This is a genomic window from Pseudobutyrivibrio sp. 49 (assembly GCF_900100545.1).
Lineage (GTDB): Bacteria > Bacillota > Clostridia > Lachnospirales > Lachnospiraceae > Pseudobutyrivibrio.
Map to the genome: position 1 here is coordinate 1 of NZ_FNDP01000012.1, position 12,603 is coordinate 12,603.

Consider the following 12,603-nt stretch of genomic DNA (forward strand, 5'->3'; position numbering starts at 1 on the left):
GCTCGTTGCGACATCTGTAGCTTCAATTATTTCTGAATGAAGCTTAACTTCTTTAGCGATTGTGGTTGGGTCTTTTCCAAGTGCTGAACCAATGCTTTTAAATGTAGAACCGCATGTGATTTCTTGTTCAATATAAGTTCTGTCAGTAAGAGTTAAATGACGTTGTCTTTTCTTTTTGTTTGCCATAATTAATTCTCCCTGGCAGACAGATAACCACTTACAATCATGAATAATAAAAAATGCTTGTGCAAGACTAAATTCCAGTTTGAGAGAAAAAAAGCCCATAAAACCGGAATTTAAAATTTCACTTAAGGACAATTTTAACAATTTTAGCAATCTTTAAACCAAAATATAGGGTATATTTATGGACACCAACTTAGGTTACCCTGTACATAGTTACAGTTGACACAGGGAACCTATGGAGGTGTTTTTATGAAAGGATATGTTGTTTCAGAAGGTTATATGGGACTAGTTGATGGTGTATATGAGCTTTTTGCTACAGAAGATGAATACTATGAATATGTTGCTTAACTTTATTGTTCTATAAATTATCTTTACATCCAACTCAAACTACATAATAATATATTCATTGACAGTTCATGACAGGAGGGGCATAAAATGCAATCAGACAAAGATTTAGAGTGGGAGTTAACATCCTGCGAGCATATAGTGGAAGATGAGTATATTGATTTTAGAAAATGTGCATACAAGCTTCCAGATGGAACTATCTTCGAGCCATTCTATAATTATAGTAGAAGAGATTACGTTGTTATCGTTGCAACAGATGAAGACGGTAAATTCATTTGTGTAAAGCAGTTCCGCCACGGTATTAACAAGGTGACTGTTGAGTTTTGTGCCGGTGGACTTGAGAGACTTGATGGCAAAGAATATGGAAGCTGTAATGATCCAGCTCAGGTGGAAGATGCTTTGGAAGCGGCAAAGCGAGAACTGCTTGAAGAGACTGGCTATGCGTCAAATGATTGGAAATACATTTTCAGAGTTCCTTCCAATGCTACAATGGCAGACAACTATGCGAATATCTATGTGGCGAAGAATTGTCGTAAGGTTGCAGGGCAGAACCTTGATGATACAGAATTCCTGAACGTACATCTGTATACCAGACAGGAAATTGATAATCTGATTCAGTCAGGGGATTTTCCACAGATGTCCCACATACTTGCACTTTTGCTTTCGGAAAAATAAGGATTAAAAAAGCGGGTACCCTGTGGTATCCGCTTAAATTCTATATTTAATTCTATTATTTGTTGAAGGTATTAGGAGTCATATAAATTCCCCAGTTGGCAGACTGTGCATACATCTGATCTTCCTTCTGTTGAATACGCTCGCTTATACTCTCAATCAATTCTTTACTAATCCCTTCGGCCTTAAGGTCCTGGAATAAACTTACATCAAACATCACAGATCCCCTCCTTGCAAAAGTTATATATAAAGTAATTGCTTTGCTTTTTCTATAGTCATTATAACACCACAAATAGTTAAAGTGTGAAAGAACTGTGATTTAAATGTGAATTTTAAGACAAAAATAAACAACTGTCCGTGCATGACGAACAGTTGTAAAATTCATATCATTTGTTGTGGAATTAATTCAATGATGAAAGATAATCCTGAATAGCTGCAGTATCGATGTCATAGTACTCATATGTAGCATTCTCGGAAGCTGAATCCTGCACCTTTGTATATACTGAATATCCAACCCAACCTAAAATGGCAATTCCAATAACTGCAACAATTGCGAGGCTTAATACTTCCTCGATTTTTTTCTTTCTAAGTGTTGATCTACGATTCTTTTTATCTAATTTCTTCTGATCTACCTTCTGTTGACTCATTTCTTCTCCTATTTGTCAGGCCCTAGATTTTCCCATGGAAGACCCAACACAACTATAAAATATAGTAACGCAACAGATATGTATTTTCAAGGATTATCGAGTCTTCTTGAGAATAATCTCTATTAAAACACAATACGTTGTGATACACTTTTATTAGTGTATTTAGACTAGGATAACTATAGGTAAAAGGAGAGAATTAATGAGCAAAGCTGATGTGATTTTTAAGGCTATGTGCCGTGATATCTTGGAAAATGGTACTGATACAAAGGATGAAATTGTACGACCAATCTGGGAGGATACAGGTGAAAAAGCCTATACTATCAAGCAGTTTGGTGTTGTTAATAAATATGATTTAAGAGAGGAATTCCCAGCTCTTACTCTTAGAAAGACTGCCCTTAAGACTGCCATGGATGAGATTCTTTGGATCTATCAGCGCAAGTCAAACAATATCAAAGATTTAAAGGGCCACATTTGGGATGAATGGGCAGATGAAAATGGTTCTATCGGTACAGCATACGGTTATGTTGTAGGAGAAAAGTTCGAATTTAAGGGCGAAATGATTGATCAGATGGATTATGTCTTAAAGCAGCTTAAGGAGACACCTTATTCACGCCGCATCATGACTAATCTTTATCAGTTCCACGATTTGGCTACAGGCCATCTTGATCCATGCTGCTATTCAGCTACATATAATGTTACTAAGGACAAAAATTCAGATAAGCTTGTTTTAAACATGGTTTTAAATCAGCGTTCACAGGATATTCTTGCAGCTAACAACTGGAACGTGTGTCAGTATGCAATCCTTCTTATGATGGTTGCACAGGTTAATGATATGATTCCAGGTCAGCTTATCCATGTTATTGCAGATGCACACATCTATGACAGACACGTGGATATTATCAAGGAGCTCATCGAGCGCCCAGAGCTTCCAGCACCTACCGTTCGCCTCAATCCAGAAGTGAAGAATTTCTATGACTTCACCACAGATGACCTTATCGTAGAAGGCTACGAGGCTGGAGAACAAATACGTAATATACCTATAGCTGTTTAGGAGGACATATGAATTTAATAGTTGCAGTAGATAGAAACTGGGCAATTGGCAAGGATAATAAGCTTCTTGTGAGCATCCCAGATGATATGAAGTTTTTCCGTGAGACTACTACAGGAAAGGTGGTCGTCATGGGACGAAAGACACTTGAAAGCTTCCCAAATGGCAAGCCTCTTAAGAATCGCGTGAACATCGTGCTCACCCGTGATCCTAATTATCAGGTGAAGGATGCAATCGTTGTTCATTCGAAGGATGAGCTTGATAAGGAGCTTGCAAAATATAATTCCGATGATGTTTTTGTTATCGGTGGAGAGAGTATTTACAGAATGCTTCTTGATGATTGCAATCGAGCATTTGTTACATACATTGATTATGCATACGATGCAGATACATTCTTCCCAAATCTGGATGAAAAGCCAGAGTGGAAGCTTGCAGAGGAATCAGAAGAGCAGACATATTATGATATAGAGTTTTATTTCAGAGCATACACAAAATAGCAACCGCAAACCAGCACCTACAGTGAGGACATAATAATGGCATTGAATATTACAGGAAGAAAGTTGTTTGTTAAGGCGTTGAAGGAAGAGGGAGTAGACACTATTTTTGCCTATCCCGGAGGTATGATTACGGATATCGTGGACGAGCTATATAAGACCGAAGGAATCAGGGTCATTTTGGGTCGTCACGAGCAGGCTCTTGTACACGAGGCCGAAGGCTACGCAAGAGCTACGGGCAAGACTGCCGTCGTACTGGTCACCTCGGGTCCAGGAGCTACAAACACTATCACCGGTATTGCAGATGCTTATTATGACAGCATCCCTATGGTGATTTTCACAGGTCAGGTGCCACTTCATCTCATTGGAAACGATGCTTTCCAGGAGGTGGATATCGTCGGTATGACACGTTCCATTACAAAGTTTGGCGTGACAGTTCGTAACAGAGAGGATATGGGACGTTTGTTAAAGATGGGATTCCAGATTGCTTCCACAGGAAAGCCTGGTCCGGTTCTCATTGATATTCCAAAGGATATTCAGGTGACTTCTGGTTCTCCGGATTACCCAGATCATGTTGATATCAGAGGATATCATCCAAATGAAAATGTTCATATCGGTCAGCTTAAGAAAGCTTATAAGCTTTTAAAATCAGCAAAAAGACCTTTGATTATGGCAGGTGGCGGTGTGCGTATTTCAGGAGCAGAGAAAGAGCTTCAAGCCTTTGCTACAAAGATGAATATTCCTGTTACTACTACAGTAATGGGTAAAGGTGTTATGCCTGAGGACAGCCCACTTTACATCGGTAACTGTGGTATGCATGGTAGATTCGCTGCCAATAAGGCGGTCACAGAATGCGATGTGCTGTTTTCTATCGGTACTCGTTTTAACGACAGAATTACAGGCGACCTTGAGAAGTTTGCTCCAAAGGCGCAGATTGTTCATGTGGATATTGCATCTGCTTCAATCTCAAGAAACGTAGTAGTAGACGTTCCAGTTACAGCTGATGCAAAGATGGCGTTGGAGAGACTGGTTGAATATGCTGAGGAGATGGACACTGAGAAGTGGCTTGATATTATCAACAGATGGGAAACTGAGCATCCTCTTTCTATGCCAGTTCCAAAGGTTGGTATTTGTCCACAAACCATTTGCGAAGCAGTCAACATGGTTTTCTCAAATGCAAATATTGTAACGGATGTTGGCCAGCATCAGATGTGGGCCAGCCAGTTTATTAAGCTTAAAAAGGGACAGGAATTTATTACATCAGGTGGTCTTGGTACCATGGGATTTGGTTTCCCAGCAGCAATTGGAGCGGCTGTGGGCAATCCTAAAAAGCCAGTAGTATTGATTACTGGTGACGGTGGTTTCCAGATGAATATGCAGGAAATGGCTACAGCTATGACAGAAAAGATTCCTGTTGTTATATGTATATTTAATAATTCGAATCTTGGAATGGTTCGTCAGATGCAGCAGCTTTTCTATGGTAAGCGCTATGAGATTACCAATCTTGCAGCAGAGGATGGCAGCTATTATCCAGATTTCTTAAAATGGGCCGAGAGCTATGACTGTCTTGGAATCAGAGTTACAAATCCCGCAGACGTCGTTCCGGCACTAAAAAAGGCCAAAGCAAATAAAGAGGGTCCAACAGTTATCGATTTTATAGTTTCACCAGATGACTTAGTTCTTCCAATGGTTAAGAGTGGTACACCACTTTCAGACATGATACTTAAATAGCATTTACTGAGGTAGAGGACATGGAAAAGATGAAAAACAGATGGATAGCTTTATACGTTGAAAATCAGGTTGGTGTACTTGCAAAGGTTTCGGGGCTTTTTTCAGCAAAGTCATACAATCTTCAGACCCTTACAGTTGGCACTACAGAGAGAGAGGATGTTTCCAGAATGACCATCTCTGTAAAGGCTGACGATGTAACTTTTGAGCAGATTAAAAAGCAGTTGAATGCGATGGTGGAGGTTATAAAGGTCATTGATCTTACCACTATTCCAATTCATATGAAGGAGATTCTTTACGCTACAGTTTCTGGGCTTGATGTTACAGGAAAGACAGAGGCATTTCAGATTGCAGAGGTATTTGCCAGAGGTGGAAGCGTTAAGATTTGTGATATAGGAGGGGATTCTGTTCTATTTGAATGCACCCTTACAGAAAACAAAAATAATGAGCTGATTTCTCTACTTAAATCGAGATTTAAAAAAGTGCAAATCGTTCGCGGTGGAGCGGTTGCTGTGGAGGCTATCAGCCGTTCTAACAGGTAGGACAATATGGGGGAACGTTTTAAAAAGAGAATTGTATCTGTGTTGGCATTGGCAGTTGCGGTGTGCCTTTGCTTTAGTAGTTCGGTACAGGCTTCTCAGTCTGAAGTAGACAGACTGAAGGAAGAATCTAAGAACGCTACACAAAAGGTAGATGACATTAAAAATAAAAAAAAGCAGGCACAGGATTCAAAGGATCAGCTGCAGGGTCAGGCGGATAGTTTGGCTGGGCAGATTACAAGTCTTAATAATCAGATATCCACCGTAACAGGAGAAATATCTGAGACTGAACAGAATATAGCAGTGGTTGAAGCAGATTTGGAAACTTTGTCTGGTGAAATAGAAGAAATACAAAATTCACTGGATGTTCAAAAAAATGCAATGAAACTTCGTATAAAATATATGTACGAGAACAGGACTACAAATACTCTGGTGAATTTCGTGGAAAGTGGCTCCATGGCAGAGTTTTTGCAACGTTTGGAGTACATGGCTCAGATTACTGCTTATGATCAGAAAGCTATAAAGAAATTTGAAGCAACACAGCTTGATTTGGAAGAAAAGAAGGCAGAAGTAGAAGAAAAAAATAAACAGCTTAGTGCATATCAAGATACACTGATTTCGAAAAAAAGTCAGCTGGGTACATTGGTGGGCACCACCACCTCGGCGCTTAATACTACAAATGGTCAGATCGCTGATACGCAGGCTGCCATCGAGGAGCTTGAAAGGCAGCAGAAGGAAGCTGAGGAATACGAAAAGAAGATTCAAAAGCAGTATCGTGATGCTCAGTTGGCACTGGCCCAAAAACTGGCTGGTGAACATGGTGCATATTCAGGTGGATATAGCACAGACGATGAAGAGACATTATTACTTGCGGCATTGATTCAGGCAGAGGCAGATAATCAGGGAGCCGATGGAAGATTGGCGGTAGGCTCTGTTGTTATGAACCGTGTTGCAAGCTCAAAATTTCCAAATACAATTGCCGGAGTAATTTATTCTCCGGGCCAGTTTGCACCTGTTGCATCAGGACGTGTTGCTTTGATACTTGCCAACGGTCCAAACAGTGGTTGTCAATACGCTGCCGCTCAGGCAATTGCGGGAAATACTAATACTGACGCGTTGTTTTTCTTTACTGTAAGCTATGCTCAGAATCTTCACGACAGACAGGTTGCAGAAGGTAAGGAAGGATTCCTGGATAGAACAGAGGGTGTTACTATAAACGCTCACTATTTCTACAATTATAAATAGTCTGTAAATAGGCTATTTCATTGAAAAACTAGAACTAATAAGCTAGAATAAAATCCTAGCTTTGAAATTAAAGAATGTTTTAATTAATAATTAATAAGGAGGTCGCATATGGCAACACCACATAATGAAGCGAATAAAGGGGATTTTGCTAAGACAGTTCTCATGCCTGGAGATCCACTTCGTGCAAAGTTCGTAGCAGACAATTTTTTAGAGGATGTTAAGTGTGTAAACACAGTTCGTAACTGCCTTGGTTTCACAGGTACTTACAAGGGAGTTCCTGTATCTGTAATGGCTAGTGGAATGGGGATGCCTTCTATCGGTATTTATTCATACGAGCTTTTCGCATTTTATGATGTAGAAAATATTATCAGAATTGGTTCAGCAGGAAGCTACACAGATAAGCTTAATGTTCTTGATGTAGTTATTTCTGAGAGCGCATTCTCTGAGAGTACATTTGCTAAGTTTACAAACGGAGTAGAGGAGAAGACACTTTACCCAAGCAAGAAGATTAACGATATTGCTATTGCAAAGGCTAAGGAGCTTGGCATCAACGCAAAGGTTGCAAAGGTTCACTCTTCAGATCAGTTCTACACAGCACCAGAGATGGGCGGCTGGAAGGCTGTTAAAGAGCGTTGCGGTTGTGATTGCGTAGAGATGGAGAGCTTCGCTCTTTTCAATAATGCAAACATGCTTGGTAAGAATGCTACATGTATGCTTACAATTTCTGATTCATTTGTAACATCAGAGGAGATTCCAGCTGAGGAGCGTCAGAAGTCATTCACAGAGATGATGAAGCTTGCTCTTGAGACAGCTATTGCACTCTAATAACAATTAAAATTTCTAACACCTGGTAACATTAGTTACTGGGTGTTATTTTTTTACCTCAAAATAGTAAAGAAATTGTTAATAATCCATATATGAAAATTTTGTGAAATATGTTAGAATGTCTAACGTTATGAGAATAATTGGAAAATTCTTTCATATCTACTAGATATTTTCAATTCACTTGAAGGGGAGATTGATTTCCAGAAAATTAATACTAAATTTAATAAAGTTAGGTTCAATAGATGATACGCATTATTATACTCCTAGTTATATTAATACTGATTCTTCTTGGAATAGGCGGATACTTGGTTACACGCAAAAAGACCTCATATAAAGCAATAGGTGCGTTAGTAATATCAGCTTCATTAATCATTAGCATCTATGGAATATATTTTTACGTTAATAGTGTAAAAGCTTTAGAGAAAATAGCCAATCAGACTACTGAAGTAACTACTTACGGAATCTATGTATTAGGCGATTCCAAGATAAAAAATATCGACGATTTCAGTAATGAAAAAATAGGCGTTGCCAAGGATATTACAAACGAAGAGTTGTCAGAAACTCTGAAGGAGTATTCCTTTGATTTGAGTTCTTATGATAGTCAGTTGGATTTAATTGAAGGGCTTAAAAATAGAGAGTGTTTAGGCGCTGTCTTGAGTACATCTTACGTGAGTATGCTTGAGGAAAATGATGTTATTAAAGAACTAGGTGTGGAGCTTAGCTTACTGGATGAAGTAGACGTTTCAAAAGTAGTAGAGGCGTCAGCGGTAATCACACCTGAGGAACCATTTATTGTATATATCAGTGGTAAGGATACTTGGGGACATATTTCAGTGTCCAGTCGTTCTGATGTAAATATTCTTGCGGCAGTTAATCCTGAAAAGAAACATATCCTTCTTGTTTCCACCCCAAGAGATTATTATGTTCCACTTTCAATAGCTGATGGTGCCATGGATAAGCTTACTCACACAGGTATCTATGGAATAGATGTATCTAAAGACACAATGGAAATGCTTTATGGCTTGGATATAGACCATTATTTTAAAGTGAACTTTAGCGGCTTTGAAGGCTTGATTGATGCCATGGGTGGTATTACTGTCTGGTCCGATTACGATTTTGATGTAGAAAATATAAGACATTTTAGTAAGGGCGATAATCAGCTGACTGGACTAGAAGCCTTGGCTTTTGCCAGAGAAAGACATTCCTTCCCAAGGGGAGATATAGTCCGAGGCGAAAACCAAATGAATGTAATACAATCGGTTGTTCAGAAAATGACTTCTAAAAGTACATTGATGAATTATGCAGAGATTTTGAATAAATGCGATGGCACTTTCGCCACCGATATATCAACGGCTGAGATAGCGAATTTGGTTTCATATCAATTGTCAAATCCAGGAGAGTGGGAGATTGAGAAACTGAGTGTTGGGGGTACAGGCTCACACCAACATGTTTACTCACTTGGTAAGAAGTCTTATGTAATGAAACCAAATGAAGAAGATATAAATAACGCTAGAGAGAGAATTAGAGAAGTATTAGAGGAAGAGTAACGGGAGAAATATTTGTGAAAGCTTTAATCGTTTCGTCTGTTTATGGCTTTTTATCCAAATTTGAGAGACAAAATGTTGAGCTGTTGGAAGGGATGAACATCGAGGTTCTTTATGCCTCAAATTCTAAGAATGTTGTTTACGAAGATAATGATGATGTACTAAAGGAATTAGGGGTTAGATATCATGACATTCCAATTACGCAGTCACTAACAGATGTTAGGGCTAATATTAAGGCTACCATAGCCTTAAGAAAGCTTATTAAGAGAGAAAAAATCAATATTATTCATTGTCATACGCCAACAGGCGGTATGGTTGCAAGACTTGCATGTCTGGGAATCAAAGACGTGTATGTAATTTATACTGCTCATGGTTTTCACTTTTATAAGGGTGCATCAAAGCTGCGCAATCGTATTTATTATTTGGCAGAGTATTTTATGAGCAGAAATACAAATGCACTTGTGACGATTAATCATGAAGATGAGACAGCTGCTAAAACTATGCGTGCAGATTGTGTTTATCGCATTCCTGGTGAGGGGGTTGACTCAAAATATTATTGTCTTACCGATGAAGAAGACAAGATAAAAGAACGAATAAAGCTAGACATTAAAAAAGATGATTTCTTTGTAATTAGTGTTGGCGAAGTAAGAAAAAATAAAAACCAGAAAAAGATTATTGAGACTATACGATATTTTGAAAACAATAATCCTAATGGAATGAACATAGTATATGGAATTATTGGAAGTGGTAGTCAGGAACGGGCATTAAAGAAATATGTCAAAAAGTATCATCTTGAACACAGTGTTAGATTCTATGGTTACGAGGTTGATATAAGAAAGTTCCTTCGAGCTGCTGATGTCATGGTATTTCCATCTATCAGAGAGGGACTGGGAATGGCTCCTCTTGAAGCTATGTTTACAGGTCTTCCAGTAATTGCTTCAAGCAATAGAGGTTCAAAAGAATATATTAAAGACAAGAAAAATGGCTTGTTAGTATACGAAGATACGGTAGATGCATATGCTAAAGCGATTCAGCAGATGTATTTATATAAGCTAGAGCATAAAAAATACAACAGAGAGAATATTAGAGAATCAGTTACATCCTTTGAAAAATCAGAATCAGAAAAAGTTATGAGAAAGGTTTACGAAGATGCCTGCAGTAAGTGTAATGTTTCCGGTTTTTAATTGTGAAAAAGCATATTTGAAAAAAGCGGTTGAGTCTATTCTGCGTCAAACTTTCACGGATTTTGAGCTCATTATTTTTGACGATGGATCAGTTAATGACGTAAAGAAAGTTATTAGCGCTTATGCAAAAAAGGATTCAAGAATAGTATTTCTCAGAGAAGAAGAACATCATGGCCTGGCATATGGTCTTAACAGAATGGTGAAAGAGGCTAAAGGACAATATTTAGCTAGGATGGATGCAGATGATATCAGTGCTCCTGACAGATTAGAAAAAGAATTTAAATTTTTGGAGGCTCACCCTGAGTATGGATTTGTTGGGGGAAACCTGCTCCTGATGGATGATGATGACAGGGTGTATGGAAATCGAAAGTATCCTGAGAAGCCAGAGGAAAAAGACTTTCTGAAGTTCCAGCCATATGCTCATCCAACAATGATGTTCAGAAAGAGCATCTTAGAGATGGATAATCCATATGGAAGTGCAGAAAAGCCTCGCCGAGGTGAGGACTACGAGCTGCTTATGAATCTTACTGCTGCCGGAATACGAGGATACAATCTACAGGAGAATTTGCTTTACTACAGGGAGACAATAGCTAGCTATAAACGTAGAAGACTAACAGATCAGATGGCTGAAGTTACCATCAGATGGAATGGATTTAAGAAAATGGGATTGAATCCATGGCATGAAATTGGATATGTAATAAAGCCTATTGCGGTATGGATGGTTCCTGACAAAATTGCTTTTAATATCAGGAATAGTTCCAAGGGCTAAGGGAGTTTAGACTTTTGAAAGAGGATAAAGAAAAGCAGGTTGTTTTTCAAACTGGAAAGAATGTCTTTGCACCAGTATTAAATAGTTACGTTTTATATGTACTAACTGATGCAATGAGTAAGGGAATCAAAACCTTATATTTTTTGGCGAGAGATGCATACTTTGATTACCTGATAGCAGAAAAATATGTTAAAGAGTTTGATCTGGATATTCAATGTAAATATCTATATGTTTCAAGGTTATCACTTAGAATTCCTCTCTATCATTTAGATATTAATCAGGCATTATCATATATTACCTTAAGCGGTGTAGATGTTACGCCGACTAAGGTGATTAATCGTACTGGGCTTTCTTCACAGGATAAGCTCATAGAAAAAATAGCAGATTATCTTGGTGTAGAAAAAGATGAACAAATACCAAGACACAGGCTGGGGGAATTAAAAGATTTTTTAGCGGAAGATGATGAGTTCATAAATCTTCTTGTTGAGAATTCTAAAAAGGAGTTTTCCAAGGCCCTTAATTATCTTAAGGGAGAGGGACTAGGAACAAAAGAAAAAATAGCAGTTGTAGATAGTGGCTGGGTTGGTTCAATTCAGCAAAGCCTGAATGCTTTCCACAATTATCTTGGTGGAAAAGAGCCTTTAGAAGGATATTACTATGGCTTATACGAAATACCTTCTGGGGCTGAAGAGCAATATTATCATTCATTTTTGTTTGGACCAAGATCCAGATTAAAAAAGAAGGTAGCTTTTAATAATTGTCTGTTTGAGTGTGTTTTTTCTGCACCACACGGAATGACTACAGGATATAAGGGGGAAGAGGATAATTATGCTCCAATTTTATCCACTGTATCTAAAAGGCAAATTGACTATTTGAAGCAAATTGAAAAGCTTTTAAGGGATTATCAGTCTGAGGTTGTTAATAAGCACAACAGCTTTCAGGAGATATGTGGATTATTTAATAATCCTTCGGCTCAGAAAAATATAGAAAAAGAATTATTTAGATTCATGGCAAAACCTTCCTATGAGGAGGCTGAGGTGTTTGGAAAACTACATTTTTCAGATGATGTGATTGACTACAACAATGCGGTTTTGGCATCAAAGCTTTCTGAAAGAGATTTGATAGATAATCATTTTTTAGTGAGAGTTTTTCTTGAGTTGAGAGAGATGATTTTTGGACAAAGGTATGTTGTTAATATATCGGGGTGGTACGAGGGCTCAGTTATGCTTTACTCGAAACCATTCAGAAAGCACCATCATTTAACTGCATATAACCATTACAAATATTATATGCAATATAGTAAGCAAAGACGCTGGATAAAAGAGCGTGAAAGAAATGAGAGGACATAATGATATTAGGAAATAGGAAGAGGAGAAAAAT

Annotated in this window: 14 protein-coding genes; 11 read left to right on the forward strand and 3 right to left on the reverse strand. The window is 38.2% G+C overall.

Annotated features, from left to right (window positions below; genetic code table 11):
- Positions 1 to 186, reverse strand: a 186-nt coding sequence (locus tag BLP54_RS15870) for a helix-turn-helix domain-containing protein (RefSeq protein ID WP_176754534.1), incomplete at its 3' end; no start/stop codon positions are given.
- A gap of 432 nt (positions 187 to 618) precedes the next feature.
- On the opposite strand from BLP54_RS15870, the gene BLP54_RS10615 reads away from it, so the two are divergent.
- Positions 619 to 1,203, forward strand: a complete 585-nt coding sequence (locus BLP54_RS10615) for an NUDIX hydrolase (RefSeq protein ID WP_090169468.1) — start codon at positions 619 to 621, stop codon at positions 1,201 to 1,203.
- 55 nt (positions 1,204 to 1,258) lie between these two features.
- Here the strand turns inward: BLP54_RS10615 and BLP54_RS15875 are convergent, their stop codons facing one another.
- The gene (locus BLP54_RS15875) at positions 1,259 to 1,417 is read right to left on the reverse strand and encodes a hypothetical protein (protein WP_176754535.1); all 159 of its coding nucleotides are present in this window, start codon (positions 1,415 to 1,417) and stop codon (positions 1,259 to 1,261) included.
- A 184-nt stretch (positions 1,418 to 1,601) separates the two neighbouring features.
- Positions 1,602 to 1,847 (reverse strand): hypothetical protein, encoded by a 246-nt coding sequence (locus BLP54_RS10620; RefSeq protein WP_090169470.1) that lies wholly within the window; start codon positions 1,845 to 1,847, stop codon positions 1,602 to 1,604.
- 199 nt (positions 1,848 to 2,046) lie between these two features.
- Here BLP54_RS10620 and thyA point away from each other — a divergent pair, with 199 nt between their 5' ends.
- The 10 genes from thyA to BLP54_RS10670 all read left to right on the forward strand — a co-directional run bounded on the left by thyA (position 2,047) and on the right by BLP54_RS10670 (position 12,572).
- Positions 2,047 to 2,898 carry a thymidylate synthase gene (gene thyA, locus BLP54_RS10625; RefSeq protein ID WP_090169471.1) on the forward strand — a complete coding sequence of 284 codons (852 nt, stop codon included), beginning with the start codon at positions 2,047 to 2,049 and terminating at the stop codon, positions 2,896 to 2,898.
- Between the two features lie 8 nt (positions 2,899 to 2,906).
- Entirely contained in the window at positions 2,907 to 3,392 is a 486-nt protein-coding gene (locus BLP54_RS10630) for a dihydrofolate reductase (RefSeq protein WP_090169473.1), read from the forward strand.
- Positions 3,393 to 3,428: 36 nt separating this feature from the next.
- Complete coding sequence (gene ilvB, locus BLP54_RS10635) at positions 3,429 to 5,120, forward strand: biosynthetic-type acetolactate synthase large subunit (protein WP_242870685.1); 1,692 nt, start codon at positions 3,429 to 3,431, stop codon at positions 5,118 to 5,120.
- A 29-nt stretch (positions 5,121 to 5,149) separates the two neighbouring features.
- Entirely contained in the window at positions 5,150 to 5,659 is a 510-nt protein-coding gene (ilvN, locus tag BLP54_RS10640; RefSeq protein ID WP_090169593.1) for an acetolactate synthase small subunit, read from the forward strand.
- Positions 5,660 to 5,665: 6 nt separating this feature from the next.
- The gene (locus BLP54_RS10645) at positions 5,666 to 6,901 is read left to right on the forward strand and encodes a cell wall hydrolase (RefSeq protein WP_090169475.1); all 1,236 of its coding nucleotides are present in this window, start codon (positions 5,666 to 5,668) and stop codon (positions 6,899 to 6,901) included.
- Positions 6,902 to 7,009: 108 nt separating this feature from the next.
- Complete coding sequence (deoD, locus tag BLP54_RS10650; protein WP_090169477.1) at positions 7,010 to 7,726, forward strand: purine-nucleoside phosphorylase; 717 nt, start codon at positions 7,010 to 7,012, stop codon at positions 7,724 to 7,726.
- Positions 7,727 to 8,031: 305 nt separating this feature from the next.
- Positions 8,032 to 9,273: an LCP family protein gene (locus BLP54_RS10655; RefSeq protein ID WP_176754536.1), complete on the forward strand. Its 1,242-nt coding sequence runs from the start codon at positions 8,032 to 8,034 to the stop codon at positions 9,271 to 9,273.
- Between the two features lie 14 nt (positions 9,274 to 9,287).
- Positions 9,288 to 10,454, forward strand: a complete 1,167-nt coding sequence (locus BLP54_RS10660) for a glycosyltransferase family 4 protein (protein ID WP_090169481.1) — start codon at positions 9,288 to 9,290, stop codon at positions 10,452 to 10,454.
- 16 nt (positions 10,455 to 10,470) lie between these two features.
- Complete coding sequence (locus BLP54_RS10665) at positions 10,471 to 11,223, forward strand: glycosyltransferase (RefSeq protein ID WP_242870686.1); 753 nt, start codon at positions 10,471 to 10,473, stop codon at positions 11,221 to 11,223.
- Positions 11,224 to 11,237: 14 nt separating this feature from the next.
- Positions 11,238 to 12,572, forward strand: a complete 1,335-nt coding sequence (locus tag BLP54_RS10670) for a hypothetical protein (protein WP_090169484.1) — start codon at positions 11,238 to 11,240, stop codon at positions 12,570 to 12,572.
- Positions 12,573 to 12,603 lie beyond the last annotated feature (31 nt).